The organism is Klebsiella sp. S69, assembly GCF_016516145.1.
In the GTDB taxonomy this organism is placed as follows: domain Bacteria; phylum Pseudomonadota; class Gammaproteobacteria; order Enterobacterales; family Enterobacteriaceae; genus Klebsiella; species Klebsiella oxytoca.
Genome location: NZ_JACVUU010000026.1, coordinates 12,652 through 36,874 on the forward strand (window position 1 = coordinate 12,652; position 24,223 = coordinate 36,874).

20 protein-coding genes and 2 pseudogenes are annotated in these 24,223 nt (G+C 55.7%); 14 read left to right on the top strand and 8 right to left on the bottom strand.

The window, feature by feature from the left end; translation table 11 throughout:
- Nucleotides 1–253: 253 nt before the first annotated feature.
- Nucleotides 254–2,905, top strand: coding sequence for a phosphoenolpyruvate carboxylase (gene ppc / locus IAE27_RS22935; protein WP_004107564.1), 2,652 nt, complete (start codon nucleotides 254–256; stop codon nucleotides 2,903–2,905).
- A 97-nt stretch (nucleotides 2,906–3,002) separates the two neighbouring features.
- Here the strand turns inward: ppc and zinT are convergent, their stop codons facing one another.
- Complete coding sequence (zinT, locus tag IAE27_RS22940; RefSeq protein ID WP_016809664.1) at nucleotides 3,003–3,650, bottom strand: metal-binding protein ZinT; 648 nt, start codon at nucleotides 3,648–3,650, stop codon at nucleotides 3,003–3,005.
- 593 nt (nucleotides 3,651–4,243) lie between these two features.
- Here zinT and IAE27_RS22945 point away from each other — a divergent pair.
- From IAE27_RS22945 to IAE27_RS22965, 5 genes are all read left to right on the top strand, one after another.
- Nucleotides 4,244–4,651, top strand: coding sequence for a DUF1090 domain-containing protein (locus tag IAE27_RS22945; protein WP_064344082.1), 408 nt, complete (start codon nucleotides 4,244–4,246; stop codon nucleotides 4,649–4,651).
- 302 nt (nucleotides 4,652–4,953) lie between these two features.
- Entirely contained in the window at nucleotides 4,954–5,817 is an 864-nt protein-coding gene (locus IAE27_RS22950; RefSeq protein ID WP_004107559.1) for a helix-turn-helix transcriptional regulator, read from the top strand.
- A gap of 204 nt (nucleotides 5,818–6,021) precedes the next feature.
- Entirely contained in the window at nucleotides 6,022–6,684 is a 663-nt protein-coding gene (gene fsa / locus IAE27_RS22955) for a fructose-6-phosphate aldolase (protein WP_004107558.1), read from the top strand.
- 56 nt (nucleotides 6,685–6,740) lie between these two features.
- Nucleotides 6,741–7,844: a bifunctional L-1,2-propanediol dehydrogenase/glycerol dehydrogenase gene (gldA, locus tag IAE27_RS22960; RefSeq protein WP_004107557.1), complete on the top strand. Its 1,104-nt coding sequence runs from the start codon at nucleotides 6,741–6,743 to the stop codon at nucleotides 7,842–7,844.
- A gap of 128 nt (nucleotides 7,845–7,972) precedes the next feature.
- Complete coding sequence (locus IAE27_RS22965) at nucleotides 7,973–8,740, top strand: DeoR/GlpR family DNA-binding transcription regulator (RefSeq protein WP_016809662.1); 768 nt, start codon at nucleotides 7,973–7,975, stop codon at nucleotides 8,738–8,740.
- A gap of 30 nt (nucleotides 8,741–8,770) precedes the next feature.
- Here IAE27_RS22965 and IAE27_RS22970 read toward each other — a convergent pair whose 3' ends face one another.
- The 3 genes from IAE27_RS22970 to IAE27_RS22980 form a co-directional block, all read right to left on the bottom strand.
- On the bottom strand, nucleotides 8,771–9,667 hold the full coding sequence (locus IAE27_RS22970) for a DMT family transporter (protein ID WP_004107555.1): 897 nt from the start codon (nucleotides 9,665–9,667) through the stop codon (nucleotides 8,771–8,773).
- Nucleotides 9,668–9,811: 144 nt separating this feature from the next.
- Nucleotides 9,812–10,699: a methylenetetrahydrofolate reductase gene (gene metF / locus IAE27_RS22975; protein ID WP_017145150.1), complete on the bottom strand. Its 888-nt coding sequence runs from the start codon at nucleotides 10,697–10,699 to the stop codon at nucleotides 9,812–9,814.
- Nucleotides 10,700–10,865: 166 nt separating this feature from the next.
- On the bottom strand, nucleotides 10,866–11,771 hold the full coding sequence (locus IAE27_RS22980; protein ID WP_032729198.1) for a LysR family transcriptional regulator: 906 nt from the start codon (nucleotides 11,769–11,771) through the stop codon (nucleotides 10,866–10,868).
- Nucleotides 11,772–11,862: 91 nt separating this feature from the next.
- On the opposite strand from IAE27_RS22980, the gene IAE27_RS22985 reads away from it, so the two are divergent.
- Nucleotides 11,863–12,264, top strand: coding sequence for a carboxymuconolactone decarboxylase family protein (locus tag IAE27_RS22985; RefSeq protein WP_004107552.1), 402 nt, complete (start codon nucleotides 11,863–11,865; stop codon nucleotides 12,262–12,264).
- Between the two features lie 5 nt (nucleotides 12,265–12,269).
- Here IAE27_RS22985 and IAE27_RS22990 read toward each other — a convergent pair.
- A pseudogene (locus tag IAE27_RS22990) lies at nucleotides 12,270–12,806 on the bottom strand (5'-nucleotidase C-terminal domain-containing protein); the annotation flags it as partial.
- Nucleotides 12,807–12,828: 22 nt separating this feature from the next.
- On the opposite strand from IAE27_RS22990, the gene IAE27_RS22995 reads away from it, so the two are divergent.
- On the top strand, nucleotides 12,829–13,965 hold the full coding sequence (locus tag IAE27_RS22995) for a hypothetical protein (RefSeq protein WP_053064499.1): 1,137 nt from the start codon (nucleotides 12,829–12,831) through the stop codon (nucleotides 13,963–13,965).
- On the opposite strand, the gene IAE27_RS23000 is transcribed toward IAE27_RS22995, so the two are convergent.
- Nucleotides 13,940–16,372, bottom strand: coding sequence for a bifunctional aspartate kinase/homoserine dehydrogenase II (locus IAE27_RS23000; RefSeq protein WP_154022744.1), 2,433 nt, complete (start codon nucleotides 16,370–16,372; stop codon nucleotides 13,940–13,942). The genes IAE27_RS22995 and IAE27_RS23000 overlap by 26 nt on opposite strands.
- 2 nt (nucleotides 16,373–16,374) lie before the next feature.
- On the bottom strand, nucleotides 16,375–17,535 hold the full coding sequence (gene metB / locus IAE27_RS23005; protein ID WP_004107548.1) for a cystathionine gamma-synthase: 1,161 nt from the start codon (nucleotides 17,533–17,535) through the stop codon (nucleotides 16,375–16,377).
- A 265-nt stretch (nucleotides 17,536–17,800) separates the two neighbouring features.
- On the opposite strand from metB, the gene metJ reads away from it, so the two are divergent.
- The 3 genes and pseudogenes from metJ (at nucleotide 17,801) to IAE27_RS23020 (ending at nucleotide 19,243) form a co-directional block, all read left to right on the top strand.
- Complete coding sequence (gene metJ / locus IAE27_RS23010) at nucleotides 17,801–18,118, top strand: met regulon transcriptional regulator MetJ (protein WP_004107547.1); 318 nt, start codon at nucleotides 17,801–17,803, stop codon at nucleotides 18,116–18,118.
- 64 nt (nucleotides 18,119–18,182) lie between these two features.
- Nucleotides 18,183–18,571 (top strand): annotated as a pseudogene (locus tag IAE27_RS23015) (YiiX/YebB-like N1pC/P60 family cysteine hydrolase).
- 6 nt (nucleotides 18,572–18,577) lie between these two features.
- Nucleotides 18,578–19,243 (top strand): TIGR02117 family protein, encoded by a 666-nt coding sequence (locus tag IAE27_RS23020; protein WP_154022743.1) that lies wholly within the window; start codon nucleotides 18,578–18,580, stop codon nucleotides 19,241–19,243.
- Nucleotides 19,244–19,286: 43 nt separating this feature from the next.
- Here IAE27_RS23020 and rpmE read toward each other — a convergent pair whose 3' ends face one another.
- Complete coding sequence (gene rpmE / locus IAE27_RS23025; RefSeq protein ID WP_004107543.1) at nucleotides 19,287–19,502, bottom strand: 50S ribosomal protein L31; 216 nt, start codon at nucleotides 19,500–19,502, stop codon at nucleotides 19,287–19,289.
- A 230-nt stretch (nucleotides 19,503–19,732) separates the two neighbouring features.
- Between rpmE and priA the strand changes: the two genes are divergently transcribed.
- The 3 genes from priA (at nucleotide 19,733) to ftsN (ending at nucleotide 24,167) form a co-directional block, all read left to right on the top strand.
- A complete protein-coding gene (gene priA / locus IAE27_RS23030) occupies nucleotides 19,733–21,928 on the top strand; it encodes a primosomal protein N' (protein WP_004107541.1) in 2,196 nt (731 codons plus the stop codon).
- 150 nt (nucleotides 21,929–22,078) lie between these two features.
- Nucleotides 22,079–23,107 (top strand): DNA-binding transcriptional regulator CytR, encoded by a 1,029-nt coding sequence (cytR, locus tag IAE27_RS23035; protein ID WP_004107539.1) that lies wholly within the window; start codon nucleotides 22,079–22,081, stop codon nucleotides 23,105–23,107.
- A gap of 91 nt (nucleotides 23,108–23,198) precedes the next feature.
- Nucleotides 23,199–24,167 (top strand): cell division protein FtsN, encoded by a 969-nt coding sequence (gene ftsN, locus IAE27_RS23040; protein WP_071530263.1) that lies wholly within the window; start codon nucleotides 23,199–23,201, stop codon nucleotides 24,165–24,167.
- The last annotated feature ends 56 nt before the right edge of the window (nucleotides 24,168–24,223 follow it).

Below are 24,223 nucleotides of genomic sequence, written 5' to 3' on the forward strand. Positions count from 1 at the left end.
ACGCGCGCCCTCTGGTGATTTTTTTCCGCACGAGAGGGTGACAATTATCACGTTTTCATAAGCAACACTTATCAAGCGACCTCTGAGTTAAATTTCGCAAATTGCCGCTATTTATTCGTTTGCTGAAGCGATTTCGCAACAATTGACGCGGGGGGTTTTACGTGGCTTTATAAAAGACGGTTGCTTATCCACTGCTCAAATTTTCGAGCGCCGGATATAACAAAATAAAATGAGATGGGGTGTCTGGGGTAACATGAACGAACAATATTCCGCTTTGCGTAGTAATGTCAGTATGCTCGGTAAGGTGCTGGGCGACACCATCAAGGATGCGCTAGGAGAAAACATTCTTGATCGTGTCGAAACTATCCGTAAGTTGTCCAAATCTTCTCGCGCTGGCAATGAAGCCAACCGCCAGGAGCTGCTCACCACGCTGCAAAACTTGTCCAACGACGAGCTGCTGCCAGTGGCGCGCGCCTTTAGCCAGTTTCTGAACCTGGCCAATACCGCTGAGCAATACCACAGCATTTCGCCAAAAGGCGAAGCGGCCAGTAATCCTGAAGTGATTGCCCGCACCCTGAGAAAGCTCAAAGAGCAACCGAATCTCAACGAAACGATTATTAAACAAGCCGTTGAATCCCTGTCGCTGGAACTGGTGCTGACCGCGCACCCGACAGAAATCACGCGTCGTACGCTGATCCACAAGATGGGCGAGATCAACAACTGCCTGAAGCTGCTCGATAATAACGATATTGCTGACTATGAGCGCCACCAGGTCATGCGCCGTCTTCGCCAGCTGATTGCCCAGTCCTGGCATACCGATGAAATCCGTAAGCATCGCCCTACCCCGGTGGATGAAGCCAAATGGGGCTTCGCGGTTGTCGAAAATAGCCTGTGGGAAGGCGTACCAAACTACCTGCGTGAGCTGAATGAGCAGCTGGAAGATAACCTGAACTATCGGCTGCCGGTGGATTTTGTCCCGGTCCGCTTTACCTCGTGGATGGGCGGTGACCGCGACGGCAACCCGAACGTAACCGCCGACATTACCCGCCACGTCCTGCTGCTCAGCCGCTGGAAAGCCACCGATCTGTTCCTGAAAGACGTGCAGCTGCTGATTTCCGAGCTGTCAATGGTCGAGTGTACCGACGAGCTTCGTGAACTGGCAGGCGCGGAAGGCGCGCAGGAACCCTATCGTTACCTGATGAAAAAACTGCGCACGCAGCTGATGGAGACGCAGGCCTGGCTGGAAGCGCGCCTGAAGGGGCAGAAGCTGCCGAAACCGGCGGGCCTTATCACGCAAAACGAGCAGCTATGGGAACCGCTCTACGCCTGTTACCAGTCGCTCCAGGCCTGCGGTATGGGAATTATCGCCAACGGCGAGCTGCTCGATACCCTGCGCCGCGTAAAAGCCTTTGGCGTACCGCTGGTGCGTATCGATATCCGTCAGGAAAGCACCCGTCACACCGAAGCGCTGGGCGAGATGACCCGCTACCTCGGCATCGGCGACTATGAAAGCTGGTCAGAAGCTGACAAACAGGCCTTCCTGATCCGCGAACTGAATTCCAAACGTCCTCTGCTGCCGCGTCAGTGGGAGCCGAGCGAAGAAACCCGCGAAGTGCTTGAGACCTGCAAAGTCATCTCCGAAGCGCCGCGCGGCTCTATTGCAGCCTATGTGATTTCGATGGCCAAAACGCCGTCAGACGTCCTGGCAGTACATCTGCTGCTGAAAGAAGCCGGTATCGGCTTTGCGCTGCCGGTCGCTCCGCTGTTCGAAACCCTGGACGACCTGAATAACGCCGACGACGTTATGACCCAACTGCTGAATATCGACTGGTATCGCGGCTTTATCCAGGGCAAGCAGATGGTCATGATCGGCTATTCCGACTCGGCGAAAGATGCGGGCGTAATGGCCGCCTCCTGGGCGCAGTACCAGGCGCAGGACGCGTTAATTAAAACCTGTGAAAAGGCCGGCATTGAGCTGACGCTGTTCCACGGCCGCGGTGGTTCTATCGGTCGCGGCGGCGCGCCGGCGCACGCGGCCCTGCTCTCTCAGCCTCCGGGAAGCCTGAAAGGCGGCCTGCGCGTCACCGAACAGGGCGAGATGATCCGCTTTAAATACGGTCTGCCGGAAGTCACCATCAGCAGCCTGTCGCTCTACACCAGCGCGATTCTGGAAGCCAACCTGCTGCCGCCGCCAGAGCCAAAAGCGCAATGGCGCGACATCATGGCCGAGCTGTCCGACGTCTCCTGCGAGATGTACCGCGGCTACGTGCGTGAAAATAAAGATTTCGTTCCTTACTTCCGTTCCGCTACGCCGGAGCAGGAGCTGGGTAAACTGCCGCTGGGCTCGCGCCCGGCCAAACGTCGCCCGACCGGCGGCGTCGAGTCGCTGCGCGCCATTCCGTGGATCTTCGCATGGACGCAAAACCGCCTGATGCTGCCAGCCTGGCTGGGTGCCGGCGCTGCGCTGCAAAAAGTCGTCGAAGGCGGCAAGCAGAGCGAGCTGGAGAGCATGTGCCGCGACTGGCCGTTCTTCTCTACTCGTCTCGGCATGCTGGAGATGGTCTATTCAAAAGCCGATCTGTGGCTGGCGGAATATTACGATCAGCGTCTGGTGAAACCCGAACTGTGGAAGCTGGGCGAAGAGCTGCGCGAACTGCTGTCTGCTGACATCAACGTGGTGCTGGCCATCGCCAACGATTCCCACCTGATGGCCGACCTGCCGTGGATCGCGGAGTCCATCCAGCTGCGTAATATCTATACCGACCCGCTGAACGTACTTCAGGCCGAACTGCTGCATCGTTCACGCCTGGCGGAAGAGAAAGGTGAAAAACCGGATCCGCGCGTTGAACAAGCGCTGATGGTCACCATCGCAGGCGTTGCGGCTGGTATGCGTAACACCGGCTAGTTCGCCTTGAGAAACCTGTAGCCCGGCTAAGCGTGCGTAGCGCGAGCCGGGTAAAAACCTCAGCCCCGGTAAGCATCGCGTTTACCGGGGCTTTTTTTTAGTGATGCAGCATTTCGTCGACAATCTGCTCTTTATGCAGCGCGTAAGGGTAGTAGGTCGGCCAGTTATCCATCTCTTTCAGCAGCGCTTCCTGCGACTCATTGCCCATAAAGATATGGAAATGTTGGGATTTGCGCGGCGCAATGGTGTGATCGCTAAACTGGACGAACTTTGGCGCTTTTGAATCCGCCTGCTGGCATTCAAAGAGGTAGCGCACGCCTTTTTTACCGGATGCGTAGGTCAGGATTTTGTAACCGGAATAGGCGTACTTACAGGTATTCACGGTTTTTCCAATGTGAAACTCCATGACGTTATCTTCGATACCAATCTGGTCCACATCGGTGGCATAGCCCTTCTTATAGTATTCCCGATATTCCGCCACGCTTTTACCGGCTTTTTTGGCCTTCTGCTCCAGCACGGCATCTAAATCGCCGTTCAGCAGATAGGGATTTACCGACTGCCAGATACCGTCCCAGTCGCTCAGCGCCCTGTCCTTTACATCCTGGTCGGCAAAAATGCCTTCACTCGCCTTTTGCTCTGCTTCGGTCAGCGCCGGGCCATGACTATGGTGGCCGTGGGCAACAGCCTGGCTGCTCGCCAGGACCAGGCTCATACCAAGCATAAGCGCGGAAATCTTTCGGGTCATCACTCTCTCCTGAGTTTAGGTTAGCAATAATATGTTACGGTATAACATAACATTAATATTATGCAACACACTTTCATACCCTGACTTCCCCTTTTCGGGATACCCATTGCGCCGAAAAGCAGCCGCTTTGGTCAGAAAATAATCCCTGAGATCTGTTTTAGCAGATGGGTTTTCAGTGGCCAGATAAAAAAACAGCAGATATCATGAAAAAACCTATGGCCTGATTTATCCATCAATAGTGGTTGTGCATTTTCTTGCAAAAGGGCAAAACATCGACAAACAAATAAACCTCATAGATATCAATATTTCTAAAAAAATAAAGTGAGTGATTTATTAAAAAACCATCATCTGAATGTCCGCGCACCTTTTACTTTATATTTTACCAGCGAGGTACTCACACGCAACTCAACGGGATTGTTGTATTTCATATTTTTGATTATAAATCACAAAGTTAACAATTAACCTTACATCATATAATTATAAGAGAAATCCTGGTCAATGGTTATTGACCGGGTCTCTTTTCTCAAATAACATTCAATATTAAATAACTACAAACTCTCGCCCTTACTGTTTAAATTGATAAAGGACTTATCATGAAGTTTATAATTAAATCACTTACCTGTTTTATATTACTTAGCCCTTTTGTTTCTGCCGCAGCCACTGCATCCGATAAATGGTCTGGTTGTGCGGAAAAAGAATATCAAATTCAAAAACAGCTGGAGTATGCCAAAGCTTACGGAAATATACATAGAATCAGGGGGCTGGAAAGCGCGCTGACAAAAGTACAACGCTACTGCACAGACGGTAAACTTACTTCTGAGTGGCAAGAGAAGGTTGCAGACAAGGAGAGTAAGGTCCGCGAGCGCATGGAAGAACTACGCCACGCCCAGGCTTCAGGCGATCCAGAAAAAATCAGAAAAAAAGAGAAGAAGCTACAAGAAGCCAAAAATGAGCTTATGGAAGTACAATCTGGCCTCAATCAGTCACTGACCAGGCAATAAAGAAAAGAGACTGGACTAACATCCTGGTTAAGCCAGCTCTCTTTCCGTAAGCTGATTGTCGACAAGATATTCCCCTCGCTCACTCCCATGTTAAGTAATGAAAAATCCTGATATGTGATGCCGCCAGAAGCAATCCGCCGTACGCAGAAATAACTTGTAAGCACATGATTGCAAAAATATAAAAACAGACAGAGCCGAAGAATAATCCTGCTTCGATGGAGTATCTTATGCCACCCTCTGGTATTCTGCCTTTTCCACGATGTTCGGTATGATGCAGATAAAGCATGTTTTGCGGAGCGATAATGGATAACGGCATCAATCAGGTTATTGATTCTTTTATTAAAGGTCAGGCGGTAATCGGCAAAGTCCATTTTTCCACAGAGTCCAGACCGGCTTCTGAAAAAGCGCTATGCGTCGATTTTCCGCGCCTCGAAATCATGCTTGAGGGTCAGCTTCAGGATCCGGCGATTAAAGCCGATTGCGCCCGGCTCATGCCGCACGATGTGCTCTATATTCCGGCTGGTGGATGGAACGCTCCTCAATGGCTGGTGCCCTCCACGCTGTTAACCATCCTGTTTGGTAAACAACAGCTGGAATTCGCCCTGCGCCGCTGGGACGGCGGCGCGCTTAGCGTGCTGGATAAACAGCAGGTTCCGCGCCGCGGCCCCCGGGTCGGCTCTTTTCTTCTGCAGGCGCTAAATGAAATGCAGATGCAGCCGCAGGAACAGCACACGGCCCGCTGTATCGTCACCAGCCTGCTCAGCCACTGCGCCGATCTGCTGGGCAGTCAGGTGCAAACGTCATCGCGCAGCCAGGCGCTGTTTGAAGCGATTCGTAAGCATATTGATGCCCACTTTGCCGACCCGTTAACCCGGGAGTCGGTGGCGCAAGCGTTTTATCTCTCGCCTAACTATCTTTCCCATCTGTTCCAGAAATGCGGGCCAATGGGGTTTAACGAATACCTGAATCATATTCGCCTGGAACAGGCCAGAATGCTGTTAAAAGGCCACGATATGAAAGTGAAAGATATCGCTCATGCCTGCGGTTTTGCCGACAGCAACTACTTCTGCCGCCTGTTCCGCAAAAACACCGAACGCTCGCCGTCAGAGTATCGCCGTCAGTATCATAGCCAGTTGACGGAAAAAACCGCTTCGCCGGAAAACTAGATTTTTGTGTGTTAAACCTGACTTTTGTACGTAGTTTTATCCCACTGTTGATCCTGCTCTCGAGATAAATGTGATCTAAATCACCCTTAGTCGTAATGCGTACATTTATCCAGTTTTTGGCAAATTTGTCATCTGGCGACCCTTCGAGTGAAAGCCGTATTCTTACCTCAACGACACCACGAATTAAGCACTGAGGAAAGCAATATGGAACTCTATCTGGACACCGCAAACGTAGCAGAAGTTGAACGCCTGGCCCGTATTTACCCGCTGGCAGGCGTGACCACTAACCCGAGCATTATCGCCGCAGGCAAAACGCCGGTTTGGGATGTTCTGCCGCGCCTGCAAAAAGCCGTCGGCCCGGAAGGTATTTTGTTCGCCCAGACCATGAGCCGCGACGCGCAGGGCATGGTGGAAGAAGCCAAGCGCCTGAGCAACGCCGTTCCCGGTATCGTGGTAAAAATTCCGGTGACTGCCGAAGGCCTCGCTGCGATCAAACTGTTGAAAAAAGAAGGTATCCCCACGCTTGGTACGGCGGTCTATAGCGCATCTCAGGGCCTGCTGGCTGCGCTGGCCGGGGCAAAATACGTTGCACCTTATGTAAACCGCGTCGACGCCCAGGGCGGCGACGGCATCCGCATGGTCCAGGAGCTGCAATCTCTGCTGGAGCTGCATGCGCCGGAAAGCAAAGTGCTGGCCGCCAGCTTTAAGACGCCGCGCCAGGCGCTGGATTGCCTGTTAGCCGGTTGCGAAGCTATTACCCTGCCGTTAGATGTAGCGCAACAAATGCTCGGCACCCCTGCGGTAGAGTCAGCCATTGAGAAGTTTGAGCAGGACTGGAATAACGCTTTTGGAACTCTGAACCTGTAACCCGATCGGCGGACCGCCCCAGGAGGCGGCATCCCGGTCATCCAGGAGGAATAGAAATGGATCGCATTATTCAATCACCCGGTAAGTACATTCAGGGCGCGGACGCAATTTCTCGCCTTGGCGGATACCTCAAACCGCTGGCTGAGCGCTGGCTCATCGTTGGCGATAAATTTGTACTCGGTTTTGCCGAAGAAAAACTGCGTAAAAGCCTGGCGGATGCCGATCTGGTTGGCGAAATCGCGCCGTTTGGCGGCGAATGCTCACACAATGAAATCAACCGCTTGCGTGATATTGCCGGTTCCGCCCGCTGCACAGCCGTGCTGGGTATCGGCGGCGGCAAGACGCTGGATACCGCAAAAGCATTAGCACACTTTATGAATCTGCCGGTGGTGATTGCCCCGACGATTGCCTCCACCGATGCCCCCTGCAGCGCGCTCTCTGTCATCTATACCGATGACGGCGAGTTTGATAGCTACCTGATGCTGCCGCGCAACCCGAACATGGTCATTGTCGATACGCAAATCGTTGCCGGCGCCCCGGCGCGCCTGCTGGCGGCCGGTATCGGCGACGCGCTGGCGACCTGGTTTGAAGCGCGTGCCTGCTCCCGCAGCGGCGCCACCACTATGGCGGGCGGCAAATGTACTCAGGCAGCGCTGGCGCTGGCTGAACTGTGCTACAACACGCTGATTGAAGAAGGTGAAAAAGCGATGCTGGCGGCAGAGCAGCACGTTGTGACGCCAGCGCTGGAGCGGGTGATTGAAGCCAACACCTACCTGAGCGGCGTCGGCTTTGAAAGCGGCGGCCTGGCGGCTGCGCACGCTATCCACAACGGCCTGACCGCGATCCCGGATGCTCACCACTACTATCATGGTGAAAAAGTAGCTTTCGGTACGCTCACGCAGCTGGTACTGGAAAACGCGCCGGTAGAAGAGATCGAAACCGTAGCGGCGCTGTGCCATAGCGTCGGGCTGCCTATCACCCTGGCGCAGCTGGATATTAAAGCCGATATCCCAGGCAAAATGCGTACCGTAGCGGAAGCCGCCTGCGCAGAAGGCGAAACCATCCATAATATGCCCGGCGGCGCAACGCCGGATCAGGTTTATGCCGCGCTTCTGGTTGCCGACCAGTACGGTCAACGCTTCCTGCAAGAGTGGGAATAACCCCTCCCGACATACCCGCCAGCAGGCGGGTATCTTCTTTTCACCCGCCATTGCCCGCCAAAACGATGTATTTTATAGTGCGATTTTCCTTTGGGTGAGTCGTAGATATGCAGTCATCAGATCGAAGAATGAGCATTTACGCTATTCTGCAGCAGGACAAAAAAGTCGTCGTCAATGAGCTCGCCGCAAAGTTCGCTGTCACTAAAATGACCATCCGTCGCGACCTCTCCTTCTTTGAAAAACAAGGTATTGTTAAAACGACCTACGGCGGAGCCTATTTGACCAGCGGCGCCAGCGCCGGTCACAGCTTTCTGCTGAACTCGATTCAAATGGATGATGATAAGCATCTCATAGGCCAGAAAGCCGCCGAACTGATTGAAGATGGCGATACCCTTATTATCGACTGCGGCGCCACGCCGCTGGCGCTCGCTCAGTTTATTTTAGATAAAAGAATCATGGTGATAACCAATTCCTTCCCGGTCGTTAATCTGCTGAAAGGGCGTAAAAATATTAAATTGATCGTAGCGCCTGGCGAATATGACGAGGAGGCTCAGGGAATGATTTCTTTCAGTACCGCCGACTTCTTTCATAACATCCATGCCGACAAGGTCTTCCTTGGCACTCAGGGAATCAACGACGAGGGCGAGCTGACGGTAGCAACCATGGCCGGCGCGCACGTCAAGCAAACGCTGATGCGGGCCGGAAGACAGAAAATCCTGCTGGCGGACAAAACGAAATTTGGCCAAACGTTTCTTGCGGGTTACGGTCGTCTGGCAGACCTTGACTTCGCCGTTTGCCAGTCCGGTCTTTCCGCCGATATTCTCTCTCTGATGGACAGGCAAAACGTACAGCTACTGCTGGCTGAAATCGCTTCTGATGGCCCGGCGTCCGCATAGGGGTAATTGAGCGTTTTGCGTTGATAATACTTATGCGTCCTGCCCCCGAGCGTCACGCTTCTTGAGGCTGATTAGGGTCAGCGCGAGGACAATCAGCACAATACCGGCGCCTTCAACCGGACCCGGGTTTTCCCCTAAGAGCCACCATGAAAACAGGACTCCGCAGACCGGGACCGCCAGGGTGCTCAGCCCCGCGACGCTGGCGGGCAAATTACGTAACACAAATAACCAGAGGCACCAGGCCAGCGCCGTGGCCAGAATCGCGCTATATCCCAACGCCCAAAAAACCCCAGGCTGCCAGTCAATGCTGCGCTGCGGCACCAGCCAGGCGACGGCGCTCATCACCAGCGCGCCATACAGCATTTGCCAGCTGGTCAAGGCCAGTAAATCCACGCGCGGATAGCGGGCATACATCCGCTTAACCACAATCGCGCTGGCCCCCCAGCTTATGCCAGAGAGGATTGCCAGCAGGGCGCTTTTCATCGACGAAAAATCGAGCTGCCACGGCTGCAGCACCAGCAATAAACCCAGCGCCGCCACGCCTATCGCGGCATACTGCAGCCGCCGCATGCGTTCGCCTAAAAATAGCGCCGCCATCATGACCACCCAAAACGGCATGGTATAGCTTAGAACCGCAACCTTCCCGGCCCCGCCGCTGACCAGCGCCCACTGGGCAAGCCCAACCATCCCGCAGGTCTGCAGCAGGGCAATCGCCAGTGTGTAGCCAAATGGCGTGGGCCGCATTCCGCGACCGCGCAGCAGCAAAACGATAAACAGCAAAGCCGCCCCCAAAATACAGCGCAGCGCGGTAAAATCGAACGCGCCGATATAGAGCGTCACCTGCTTCATCGCAATCCAGCTGTAGCTCCAGATAAGCGTCAGCACAATCAGGCCGCCGAAGGCCAACGGGCTATTTTTCCCTGCCATAATCATCATCCAACCATCATGAATATTTTGCGGGCACTATACTCGCTTTGCTGGCGGGACGATAAACCAAAAGCAGCGGCGTCGAATGCGTTTTCGGCACCGCAGAGAAAAGAAGGAAGATAAGGGGAGGAAACTGAATCTTGTTTACGCCGGACGCACGCCCAGCGTGTGGCAAATCGCGTAGCTCATTTCCGCGCGGTTCAGGGTATAGAAGTGGAAATCTTTCACCCCTTCACGACTTAAAATCTTCACCATATCCATTGCGATATTCGCCCCTACCAGCTGGCGGGTTTCGGGGTCATTGTCCAGACCTTCAAACATTTTCGCCATCCACGTCGGGATACGCACGTTGGTCATGTCGGCAAATTTTTTCGCCTGCTTAAAGTTAGAGACCGGCAGAATACCCGGAATGATTTCGACATCGATGCCCGCGGAGACGCAGCGGTCGCGGAAACGCAGGTAGCTTTCCACATCGAAGAAGAACTGGGTAATCGCGCGGTTTGCTCCGGCTTCGACTTTACGCTTCAGGTTGAGCAAGTCTGCCTGCGCGCTTTTAGCTTCGGGATGAACCTCCGGATAAGCCGCGACGGAAATATCAAAATCCCCGACCTCTTTCAGCAGAGTCACCAGGTCAGCGGCATACATATCCGGCTTTCCGCTGCCCGGCGGCAAGTCGCCGCGCAGCGCAACAATATGGCGGATCCCGCTATCCCAGTAATCTTTGGCAATGGTACGCAGCTCATCACGGCTGGCGTCGATACAGGTCAGATGCGGCGCGGCCTCAAGTCCGGTACGCTCCTTAATACCTTTGATAATGCTATGGGTACGGTCACGTTCACCGGAGTTGGCGCCGTAGGTTACGGAGACAAACTTCGGCTTCAGGATGCTGAGGCGATCGATGGATTTCCAGAGGGTTTGCTCCATTTCACTGGTGCGCGGCGGAAAGAATTCAAAGGAGACGTTAATCTGGCCCTGTACTTCCGCCAGGCTCTGATTCAGGGCTTCCCGCTGATTGGCGTGAAAAAAGCTCATACCTTACCTCATCAATCGCATTTTATTGTTTGTTGTATCGCGAACTTCTATACGTTTAGACGTCCAGATGTAAAAATGACGGAAAAGGACACTGGCGTCAATAGAAAAATCAGCGTAAACAGTGAGGAATATTCAGCCTGGATGAAATTAATTCATCTCCTCTGTACTAAGGCAATGATTTTTCAAGTACTGCGGTCAACTCTTCCAACAACATCTTATTTGTCGGCATCGTGACCACGCCCAGCCTGAGCGGAAGCTGCTGACTGGCATCCTGAAGAGGACAGAAAACCACACCCTGACGCTGAATAGCAGAAAAGGATGCCGGCAGTAAAATCATCCCTTCCCCACGCGCAATCCGCGCCAGCAGAACATCGTGCTCGGCGGGCTCCTCCACGTAGGCGGGCGTATAGCCAGCCCGGTCAAAAATGCGCCGCGTATAGTCAAAAAAATCGGGATTACGCTCGCGTTTAAACCAAAACAGCGGCCGGTGATTGAGCGCGCTTAACGCCAGATCCGCCTGACCGGCCTCTGGCCAGGCTGCCGGTAGGGCCGCGATGAGCGGTTCATAATACGATAAAGCGCGCAGGTGAAGGCCATCGGTATTCAGCGGCAGGGCGATCAGCGCCGCATCAAGTGTACCCTTGCGCACCCGCTGAGCCAGCGCCGGCGAGGGCTGACGGGTAATATGCAAAGCGCGGTTATGTTCGCCCAAAGCAGCTTCTGCGGCGGCGAAAACTCCTTGTTCAAAAGCGGTCGTCAGGCCCAGACGAAGAGGCTGCTGCGAGTGTGCCGAGAGCTGGCTCAGCGCTGCCAGAGTGCGTTCCTGAAGCGCCAGCAGCGGCCGGACCATGTCCAGCACTCGCCTTCCCTCTTCGGTAAGAATCAGGCCTTTGGTATGGCGCAAAAATAACGTCAGCCCCAGCTGCGCCTCGAGATGGCGGATATGACGGCTCAGCGGCGGCTGCGAAATAAATAGCCGCTGCGCCGCCCGGCTGATGTTGTTTTCCTCCGCAACAACGGCGAAGTAGCGCAGCAGGCGAATATCCAGATTCTGTAAACGTGAATTTGTCATACTGAAAAGGTATCACGAAAAGGGTATTACTCAAGCCCGGTAAACTTCCCTAACCTTCATCGCTATGCACAATCACACTGAGGAAAAAGCGATGACCAGCGAACGTTTTACTATCGGACAAGAAATGCTACAGCGCGTGGATGGCAAGGGGGGTGATGCCGTCGTCAATAGCCTGAAGGATATTGCCCCCGATTTCGCCCGCTATCTGATTGAGTTTCCCTTCGGCGATATTTATGCCAGGCCAGGGCTCGATTTACGCAGCCGGGAAATCGCGACCATCGCGGCGCTTACGGCTCTCGGCAACGCCGCGCCGCAGCTAAAAGTGCATATCGCCGCCGGATTAAATGTCGGTCTGACGCAAGAAGAGATGACGGAAGTTATCATGCAAATGGCGGTCTATGCCGGATTCCCGGCGGCCCTGAATGGCCTGTTTGCCGCTAAAGAAGTTTTCGCAGCGCAGCGATCGGCAGGCCGGACTAACCGCCCGGCCTGAAACGACTATTTCTTCACATCGACGACACGCATGTCGTTAAGCTGCTCGTCCGTCACCTTATTTCCGGCTTTGAAGTAGTCCACTACCGCATTTGAAACGTAGTAGCCGCCGGAAGTATTACGCGCTTGCCCTTGGGTAAACGCGGCAAAACCATCGCCGCCATCGGCAAGGAAGCTGTTGGTGGCAATATGATAAACCGTGGCATCTTCAATCGGCTGACCATTGAGCAAAAACGATACGACGCGCTGGCCCACCGGTTTACTGCTGTCGTACTTCATTTCCAGGCCTCTGGAGACCTGCAGCACGCCGTTGCTTAATCCCGCGCCATGCTCCATCAGGCTACGTAGCTGCTTCCCGGTTAAATCCATGGTGACCAGCTCGTTAGGGAACGGGAAGGTACTGATAACGGCTCCCATGCTCACTGCCCCGGCGGGAATTTCATTACGAATACCGCCTGAGTTAGTTAACGCCAGCTGCGTCTCCTTACCTGCCGCCTGCATCAAGGCATCCGCGGCAAGGTTGCCCAGCGGTGAAGAGACGCCAATCGTTGGTGCTGGCCCGCTCGTGGAGACTCTTTTTACCATTAACGCCTGTAAAACCTACGGTTGCCGTAACCTGGGTTTATCCTCTGCGGCCGACTACCGTTTTCCGGACTATCGGCTGGGTTATCCCGCGCTGTACTGCGCAGCCTGCGGCAGCTATCCACCGCTGTTTAATGATGATGAGTTCCGACCCTGGCTGGCCGCCTATCTGACGGATAACGCCCGGCGCTCTGGCTATTTTTGCCCGGCCTGTTATCGGCGAGATATAATTCGCTATGGCTACAACCCGAAGGGAACCCAGCGGCTTCAGTGCCGCCGCTGTGAAAAAGTCTGGACGCCAAAACATCACCATAGCCCGGTAATGGAGTACCCGCAGCATATCTGCAGCGTACCGTTGATTGTGCCGTTTCAGGGTCATGAGGCCGGGCAGAAACTCTATCTCTTACTCAGCTTCGACGCCGTACGCGGCAATGTTCTCCATCTTTCGTCGAACTTCACGCCTTTTCCGGTTGGCGCATCACTACGCTATCGCTGGCGGGGAAGAGAAGCGCCTCAGGGCATTGCGGGCGATATCGTTCAGCGAATCTCTCAGACCGAAGCGGGCTTTTTACAGCGCAGTCAATTCGATGAGATACAGTACGGCAGCGCCGCGCCAAAGCGTCATTCCCGCGGCGCCATTCTGCGCCCGGTCATCGCCGCACACGGTCATTTCAAGCTGCTCAGCCATCGTTTTCCAGCGATAAAAACGCACATCATTGCTCATGAATGTTTTTTACGCGGCGCGGCGATCGTTGCCTGGGCGCCTCTGTTTCGCCAGCGGAAAGGAGAGCTGTGGTATGTGGAGGAAGAGATAAACAACCCCGCCAGTTCGGCACCGTGGCGGCTGCAGGGCAAAACGCATCATGGCTGGTGGCAAAATCCGTGGCAGCTCTGGACGCAGGGAGAGAACCGAAAAATGGTCTGCCAGCTTGCCGGAACGCCGGACGAGAACGCCTCGCCCCCTGACCTCGCGGCCAGCCGACGCTTCACAACCTGGCTGGAAAAGAGACCCGAGTTCACGCAAAGCGCCCTGTTTTCAGCAGGGCGGGTGACGCAAATACTGGTCTCATTGGCTCAAGAGTATAACGCGACGCTTACAGCAGCTGCGCCAGACGATTGATATCCGACTGTATCGCCCCGGCGGTCACATCGCGACCAGCGCCCGGGCCGCGGATCACCAGCGGGTTATCGCGATACCAGCGGCTCTCAATGGCAAAGACGTTATCACACGGCAGCAGCGCCGCCAGCGGGTGCTCTTCGCGCACCGCTTCCACGCCGACGCGAGCTTTACCGTTGGCGTCAAAACGCGCCACGTAGCGCAGCACCAGCCCCATCTCGCGCGCTGCTTCCAGACGCTGCAGCATCTGGTCGTTCAGCGCTTCACCGTTCTCGAAGAAGTGATCCACCGAACCTTCTTCACAGTGGGCGGGCACCAGCGATTCTACGCGCACCTGATCCGGCTCGATGTCGTAGCCCGCTTCTCGTGCCAGGATCACCAGCTTACGCATGACGTCTTTCCCGGAAAGATCGACGCGCGGGTCCGGTTCCGTCAGCCCCTGCTGCCAGGCCTGATCGACCAGATCAGTAAACGGTACGGTGCCGTCAAACTGCAGGAACAGCCACGAGAGAGTGCCGGAGAAAATACCGCTCAGCGCCAAAATGGTATCGCCGCTATCAATCAAATCGCGCACCGTATGGTTGACCGGCAGACCGGCGCCGACGGTGGCGTTGTACAGCCAGTGGCGCCCGGTTTTCTCGAACGCATCGTGGATCTGGCGATATTTACTGCTGCTACTGGCGCCAGCCAGCTTATTCGCGCTAATAACGTGGAAGCCATGGCTGGCAAAATCGAGGTACTGATCGGCCAGCTGCTCGCTGGCGGTTACATCCAGCACCACTAAATCATCATACGGATGCGCGCGCATCCATAAGAACAACAACTCTTCATCCTGCTCAACGGCCTCATCATTAAAGAAAGCCAGCGCGCGACTGGCGTCTAGCCCTTCATAATTGAGCAGACTGCGGCGGCTATCCACGACGCCGGCAAGGATGAATTCAAACCCGGTGCGGGCGGAAAGCGTGGTCTGCTCGCGAGCAAACAGCTCCAGCCAGCGGGAACCAATGTTGCCTTTACCAAACAGTATCAGACCAATGCGTTTTTCCGCGCGGAACAGCGACTGATGCAGGCCCTGGATAAGGCTTTCTGTCGGCCCGGCGCGCAGCACCGCGACCAGGCTAATCCCCTCTTCTGATTGCCAGGTGAACTCTACCGGCTGGCCTTTTAGCTGCTGCCAGAAGCGGTGGCAGTGCAGCGGGTTACGGGTCACGCCAGCGCCGACCATCGCCACCAGCGCCAGCTTCTGACGCAGGCGCAGCTCGCCCGGCAACCCCGCTTCGTCGAGCAGCTTCAGGGCGCTGTCGGCGACTTCAGAGGTGTAGCAGAACTGCAGCAGCTTACGGTCGGCATGTACGCCAACCGCCAGCGGACGCAGCTGAGCGCGTTTTAAAATCGCGTCCAGCTCTTTATGCGCCAGTTTGAAATCCTGGCCGCCGGGCACCTGGAACTCAATCAGGCAGACATCATCATGGCTGGTAACGATTCGCGCGCCGGTACCGGAAGCCAGTACGCGTTCGATGCGCGTAGAGCCCTGATCCGGGGTGTAGCTACAGCGTAATTGTAAATCGATATCGCTGCCGGAAACCGGCTGCAGCGTACGGGCGTGCAGTACCGGAGCCGCCAGACGGGCCAGTTCGCTGGCTTCATCAAGACGCAGCAGCGGTAACAGGCAGGCATCTTTCACTTTGCGCGGATCCGCGCTGTAGACCCCGGCCACGTCGCTCCAGATAGTGACGCGGGACGCCCCGGCCAGCGCGCCGATCTGGGTGGCGGAATAGTCGGAACCGTTACGCCCGAGCAGTACGGTTTCCCCGGCGTTGTTACGCGAGATAAAGCCGGTTACAACCAGGCGTTTATTCGGATGCTGCGCTATCAGCTGCTGCAAAAGCGGATAGGATAAACCTTCATCCACCTGCGGCTGTGGGGAGCGCTCGGCGCGTAAGAAGCTACGCGCATCCAGCCAGGCGGCTTCTACGCCCAGGTGATTCAACACCGCCGCCATCAGGCGGGCCGACCAGATTTCGCCGTGGCCGACGACTTCGGCATAGACCGCGTCCGTTACGCCACCATCAAGCAGCCCGGCAAGGCGTTCAAGATCCAGAATAAACGTGGCGATTAGCGCGTCGGCAGCGTCCGGAGCAAGCAATCCGGAAATCAGCTCCATCTGATAACGACGAAGCGATTGTTGCACCTGATGCGCAGAGAGGCGATCGGTCTGGCTGAGCTTCAGCCAGCTGATCAACTGGTTGGTGGTACTGCCGGCGGCGGAGACGACCATCATATCGCCCGCCTGCGAATACTCCGTCATGATACCCGCGACGCGCAGGTAACATTTCGCATCCGCTAAACTACTCCCACCAAATTTGTGCAGCTGACGACCCTTCGCCCCTGCCTGCGCAATCACACTCATGTTTATTCCTCGTTTGCTGCCCGGAAGCCATTTTCCAGGTCGGCAATTAAATCTTCACCATCTTCAATACCGGTCGAAATACGCAGAAGCGTTTCTGAGATCCCGGCGGCCGCACGCGCTTCAGGCGCCATGCCCGCATGGGTCATCGTCGCGGCGTGAGAAATCAGGCTTTCCACGCCGCCCAGCGATTCCGCCAGCGTAAATAGCGATAACCCGCTCAGGAAACGACGCAGCGTCTGCTCATCGCCATCCAGCTCGAAGCTTAACATCGCCCCAAAGCCTTTTTGCTGACGCGCCGCAATCTCATGCCCCTGGTTTTCCGGCAGGGACGGATGGTACAGTTTTTTCACCAGCGGCTGGGTTTTCAGGTAGTCGACAATCGCCAGCGCGTTGCGCTGCGCCACTTCCATACGCGGAGAAAGCGTACGTAAACCGCGCAGCAGCAAATAGCTATCAAACGCCCCGCCGGTGACGCCGATATTATTCGCCCACCATGCCAGTTCGGTGACGGTCGCCGGATCTTTGGCGATAACCACCCCGGCCACCACATCAGAATGACCGTTCAAATATTTGGTGCATGAATGCAACACCAGATCGGCGCCCAGCGCCAGCGGATTCTGCAAAGCCGGGCTCAGGAAGGTGTTATCAACCACGCTGACCGCTCCAGCCTCACGCGCCAGACCGCAGATTTTCGCAATATCCACAACTCTCAGCAATGGATTACTTGGGCTTTCGACCAGAACCAGCTTCGGTTTTTCCGCCAGTGCGGCGCGCAGCGCCTGTTCGTCATTCTGATCGACAAACAGCACGCGATAGCAGCCACGCTTCGCCAGGCTATCAAACAGACGGTAGCTGCCACCGTAGCAGTCGTGAGGCGCCACCAGCAGATCGCCCGGTTTCAGGAAGACGGTAGTCACCAGCAGAATTGCCGACATCCCGGTATTCGTCAGGACCGCTCCTGCGCCGCCCTCCAGCTCCGCCAGCGCGCGCTGCACAACATCACGTGTCGGATTACCGCGACGAGAGTAGTCGTGGGCGCGCGGTTCGTTAAATCCGGTGAAGTTATAGGTGCTGGAGAGATGAATGGGCGGGACAACGCAACCGTATTGCTCGTCGTCATTTAAACCGCTACGCACTGCGATGGTGGCCTGTTTACGCGTCATGTTGGGGAGTTCCTGGCTGAGTCGGTGAAAAGTCAGGTGTCAGAGTAATCATTGTTATAATAGACGTCAATACATCTGGACATCTAAACTTCTTTGCGTATAGATTGAGCAAACCGGAAATAGCCGTTAAAATTATATGCATTAGCGCACATCCGTGGCGGCTTGTTTGGTGTCAGACGCGCCCCTCTACGGTAAACTACGCGCAATTATGGCCGGGACCCACGTTCAGGCCCTTAACTAATGAATAGAGGATTAAAGGTAACTCATGGCTGAATGGAGCGGCGAATATATCAGCCCATACGCTGAGCACGGTAAGAAGAGTGAACAAGTAAAAAAAATTACGGTTTCCATTCCTCTGAAGGTGTTAAAAATCCTCACCGATGAACGCACGCGTCGTCAGGTGAACAACCTGCGTCACGCGACTAACAGCGAACTGCTGTGCGAAGCGTTCCTGCATGCCTTTACCGGTCAACCGTTGCCTAACGATGAAGACCTGCGTAAAGAGCGCAGCGATGAAATCCCGGAAGCGGCAAAAGAGATTATGCGCGAACTGGGCATCGACCCGGATACGTGGGAATACTAAAATCACTCAGGGCGGCGGGGCAAACCAGCCGCTCTTTTTAGTTGGATAACAAGGATGTTATGCCATGAAATACTGCGTACTGGCGCTGAGCCTGGCGTCGGCCTTTCCGGCGCACGCCTGGGTGCCGCAAACCGGCGATATCGTTTTTCAAATCTCCCGCTCATCGCAAAGCAAAGCCATTCAGCTGGCGACCCATTCCGCTTACAGCCACACCGGTATGGTGGTGATCCGTAATAAAAAACCTTACGTCTTTGAAGCCATCGGGCCCGTGGTTTACACGCCGCTGCAAAAGCTGAGCGAGTTCGACCTCGGATCGCCGCTCGTTCGTGCCAGACTCAGAGAGCGTTACGGTCAGGCGATCCCGATGGACGAAACCGTCATCTCGCCGCAGGCGCTATTTGACGCGCCGCAGCTGGGAACCGTTGAAAAAACTGGCCTCTGTTCCCGAGGTAATTGATCGTGAAAAATCTGCTTGTTGCCTGGATAGTCCTCCTGCTTTACGGCTGCGCCACCTATCCTCAGGCCATCAAACCGATGCCAGAAAAACCGTCGTCCGGGCCAGAAATCTATATCGTCAATCACGGCTGGCACACCGGGATTATCCTGGCCGCCAATGACGTGAACAAAATTCTGCCGCAGCTTAACGTACGCTTTCCTCAGCGGGAACAGTGGTATGAAATCGGCTGGGGCGATAAAGGTTTTTATCAATCGCAGGAGATAACCACCCGACTTACGCTGCAGGCTATGTTCTGGTCATCCGGCGCGGTAATGCACGTAGTCACCTTTTCAGGAGCGCCCGAAAGCTATTTTTCCGCAAGCGCAATGACGGCATTAAGCCTTACCCCGGGCCAGAATAGCAGCCTGCTGCGCTACATCGGTCGCAGCTTTGCCCGTAATGAACGAGGGGAGCTGATACCGTTGAAAAAAGGCATCTACGGAGACAGTCAGTTTTACGCAGCAAACGGCCGCTACGGGATATTTAATACCTGTAATAAATGGACGGCAAAGGGACTGGAAAGCGCGGGAATGACCATGAACACTTCGTTAAAACTGACGGCGGGAAGCGTGATGAAGGCGGTAGAAGAGAATAAAGGCTGCCTGAATCGATACTGCTATCCTCTGTAAAGCAGAGACAAAAAAGCCGCCCTGAGGCGGCTTCTTCAGCAAATTACTTGCTGGTACCCGGTACGCTGAAACGCTTGTTGAAGCGGTCAACACGACCACCGGTAGCAACATCACGCTGTTTGCCAGTGTAGAACGGGTGGCATTTACCGCACACGTCGAGGTTCAGGTCGTGACCTACGGTAGAACGGATTTTCATGACGTTACCGCAAGAGCAGGAAGCAGTAACTTCTTCGTATTTCGGATGAATATCTTTTTTCATGGGAGAACCTCAGTTAAGGCCGCGTCGCTCTTCCAGCCCTAACGCCAGACACCACGCGATGTTAATAATTCCCGGAGCGATTACACTACCGGGTAATAGATTTTGATGCTGCACGAAGCACATCAAAGGCGGCGAATCATACAGAATTTGACCAGCATATGCAAACTGATCCGCGAGCCCTCATCACAATGTGTATACTAACCCGCCAGATTTCAAGTCAGGAAGATTAAATGCCCGTCGCTCATGTTGCCCTGCCCGTTCCGCTGCCCCGCACTTTTGACTATTTGCTGCCTGAAGGTATGCCGGTCAAAGCGGGCTGTCGCGTGCGCGTTCCGTTCGGCAAGCAGGAGCGGATAGGTATCGTGACGGCAGTCAGCGAACGCAGCGAGCTGCCGCTTGACGAACTCAAGCCGGTGGCCGAAGTTCTTGATGCCGAGCCGGTCTTCTCCTCTTCGGTCTGGCGGCTGCTGCTGTGGGCGGCGGACTATTACCACCATCCCATCGGCGATGTTCTGTTTCACGCGCTACCGATCATGCTGCGCCAGGGGAAACCCGCCAGCGCGGCGCCAATGTGGTACTGGTTTGCCACCGAACAGGGGCAAGCGGTTGATATCAACAGCCTTAAGCGCTCGCGCAAACAGCAGCAGGCGCTGGCGGCGCTGCGTCAGGGAAAAATCTGGCGCCATCAGGTTGCCGAACTGGAATTTAACGATGCCGCGCTGCAGGCGCTGCGGGGTAAAGGCCTTGCCGAACTCGCCAGCGAAGCGCCCGCTATCACCGACTGGCGAACAGGCTTCTCGGTGCCCGGAGAGCGCCTGCGGCTTAATACCGAACAGGCCACCGCCGTTGGCGCGATTCATAGCGCCTCGGACCGTTTTTCCGCCTGGCTGCTGGCCGGGATCACCGGCTCCGGCAAAACGGAAGTTTATCTGAGCGTCCTTGAAAACGTGCTGTCGCAGGGGCGCCAGGCGCTGGTAATGGTGCCGGAAATCGGCCTGACGCCGCAGACAATCGCCCGTTTCCGCCACCGTTTTAACGCCCCGGTAGAGGTCCTGCACTCCGGGCTGAACGACAGCGAGCGCCTCTCCGCGTGGCTAAAAGCCAAAAACGGCGAAGCGGCGATTGTGATTGGAACCCGCTCGTCGCTATTTACCCCTTTTAAAGACCTCGGGGTAATCGTGATCGATGAAGAGCACGACAGCTCTTACAAACAGCAGGAGGGCTGGCGCTACCATGCGCGCGATCTGGCGGTCTGGCGCGCCCACAGCGAGCAAATCCCGATCATCCTGGGCACGGCAACCCCGGCGCTGGAAACGCTTCATAACGTCCGCCAGGGCAAGTATCGCCAGCTCAAGCTGACCAGGCGCGCGGGAAATGCGCGGCCGGCTCAACAGCATGTCCTGGATTTAAAAGGCCAGCAGCTGCAGGCCGGGCTGTCCCCGGCGCTGATTAGCCGCATGCGCCAGCATCTGCAGGCCGATAACCAGGTCATTCTGTTTTTGAACCGCCGCGGATTCGCGCCGGCGCTGTTGTGCCACGACTGCGGCTGGATAGCAGAGTGCCCGCGCTGCGACAGCTACTACACGCTGCATCAGGCTCAGCATCATCTGCGCTGCCACCACTGCGACAGCCAGCGTCCGATCCCGCGCCAGTGCCCCTCCTGCGGCTCTACGCATCTGGTGCCGGTAGGTTTGGGCACTGAGCAGCTTGAGCAGGCGCTGGGACCGCTGTTCCCCGATATCCCGATTTCCCGTATCGACAGAGATACCACCAGCCGCAAAGGCGCGCTTGAGCAATATCTTGCCGATGTTAATCGCGGCGGCGCGCGCATTCTTATCGGCACACAGATGCTGGCGAAGGGTCACCACTTCCCGGATGTCACCCTGGTTTCCCTGCTGGACGTTGACGGTGCGCTGTTCTCCGCCGATTTCCGCTCGGCGGAACGCTTCGCTCAGCTTTATACCCAGGTATCGGGCCGCGCAGGCCGTGCCGGCAAACAGGGCGAGGTGATCCTGCAGACCCATCATCCTGAACATCCGCTGCTGCAAACGCTCCTCTATAAAGGATACGACGCGTTTGCTGAGCAGGCGCTGGCGGAGCGGCAAAGCATGCAGCTGCCGCCGTGGACCAGCCACGTGCTGATTCGCGCCGAAGACCATAACAATCAGCAGGCGCCGCTCTTTTTACAGCAGTTGCGGAATTTACTGCAGGCCAGCCCGCTGGCGGATAACAAGCTCTGGGTGCTCGGTCCGGTTCCGGCGCTGGCGCCAAAGCGCGGAGGCCGCTGGCGCTGGCAAATACTCCTGCAGCATCCGTCGCGTAGTCAGCTACAGCATATCGTCAGCGGGACGCTGGCGTTGATCAACACGCTGCCGGAAGCGCGAAAAGTGAAATGGGTTCTGGATGTCGATCCTATTGAAGGTTAAGGCTTCTGTTGCGAGGCGGATCGAAAAATTCAACCACCATCACGTTTTTCATGAAAATTCTGTAACTCTCTGGATGTACTATCTGTTAAAAATGTGGCTGATGTCAGAACGCCAGGGATGTGTCTGCGCAAGCCAGCGAGGAGAAAACAGGTGAAGCCCAAAAAACAGATCGTTGCCGCCACCATGAAAGACGTCGCCCAGAAGGCAAACGTCTCCACGGCAACCGTATCCCGAGCGTTAATGAACCCGGATAAGGTTTCGCAGAGCACGCGCAACCGGGTTGAACAGGCCGCGCTTGAAGTCGGCTATTTACCGCAATCGCTCGGGCGCAACATGAAACGCAACGAGTCGCGCACCATTCTGGTGATAGTGCCGGATATCTGCGATCCCTTCTTTAGCGAGATTATTCGCGGCATTGAAGTCACCGCGGCGGAGCAAGAGTATCTGGTACTGATTGGCGATTGCGCCCATCAGAATCGTCAGGAAAAGACCTTTATTGACCTGATTATTACCAAGCAGATCGACGGCATGCTGCTGCTGGGCTCTCGTCTGCCCTTCGATGCGGGCGTAGAAGAACAGCGCAACCTGCCGCCGATGGTCATGGCCAATGAATTCGCTCCCGAGCTGGAACTGCCGACGGTGCATATCGACAACCTCACCGCCGCGTTCAACGCCGTTAACTATCTGCACGAACTGGGGCATCGCCGCATTGGCTGTATCGCCGGTCCGGAAGAGATGCCGTTATGCCATTACCGCCTGCAGGGCTATGTCCAGGCGCTACGCCGGAGCGGAATAACCGTCGATCCGCACTATATCGCCCGCGGTAATTTTACCTATGAAGCCGGCGCCAACGCCCTGGAGCAGTTGCTGACGCTCCCGGAGCCACCGACGGCGATTTTCTGCCATAGCGATATCATGGCGCTAGGCGCATTATCGCTGGCGAAGCGTCGCGGCCTGAAAGTTCCTGAAGATCTGTCTATTATTGGTTTTGATAACATCTCTTTATCTGAATTTTGCGATCCGCCATTGACGACGGTCTCGCAACCACGTTTTGATATTGGCCGCGAAGCGATGCTACTTTTACTGGATCAACTGCACGGCCACAGCGTCAGCAGCGGGTCAAGATTGCTCGACTGCGAGCTTATCGTTCGCGGCAGTACGCGCAAAATCCGAACATAATCTTCAGGCTTTCGGGCCTGCTCTTCTGGTCAAAGGCCCGCCGCTTAAGTAACATGGCGGGCTGAAAAACGAATAAGACAGCGAAACGATAGTGGCACAACGAGATTATGTACGCCGCAGCCAACCGGCTTCTTCGCGGCGCAAAAAGAGCAACTCCCGAAGCTCAAGGAACAAGCAAGGCGGCCTTTCGGCGGTTTCACCTGCTATGGTGGCGATCGCCGCGGCGGTGCTGGTGGCCTTTATCGGTGGACTGTACTTCATCACGCACCACAAGAAAGAAGAAGCTGAAGCGCTGCAGAATCGCCAGGCGGCGGGCAATGGCTTGCCGCCGAAACCCGAAGAACGCTGGCGCTATATTAAAGAGCTGGAGAGCCGCCAGCCCGGCGTCCGCGCGCCTACGGAACCCACGGCAGGCGGTGAAGTCATGAAACCGGAGCAGTTGACGGACGAGCAGCGCCAGCTGTTAGCGCAAATGCAGGCCGATATGCGTCAGCAGCCTACGCAGCTGACCGAGGTGCCGTGGAATGAACAAACCCCGGCGCAACGCCAGCAAACCCTACAGCGTCAGCGTTTAGCGCAACAGCAGGTGCAGCAACAGCAGTTAGCGCAGGCCCAGACGCAGGTACAGCAACCGCGTACGCAGCCTCGGGCCGTCGAGCAGGCCAAACCGGTACAGCAGCAGCCGAAGCAAACGGCATCGAATCAGCAGCCGTATCAGGATCTGCTGCAAACGCCGGCGCATACCAGCACCGCCCAGCCAAAAACGCAGGCCGCCGCGCCGGTAACCCGCGTTGAAGAAGCGCCTAAAACCGCTACCGCGGAGAAAAAAGACGATCGCAGCTGGATGATCCAGTGCGGGTCCTTTAAAGGCGCAGAGCAGGCGGAGACCGTTCGCGCGCAGCTGGCGTTTGAAGGCTTCGCCTCGCATATCACCACCAATAACGGCTGGAACCGCGTAGTGATTGGGCCGCTGAAGGGCAAAGAAAACGCCAGCAATATGATTGAACGGCTGAAGATGGCCGGACACGCAAACTGCATTCGTCTCGCCGCCAGGGGTTGAAACCCTTAAAAACCCCCCCATCTATAATTGCATTCTGCCCCGCGTAAACCGCGGGG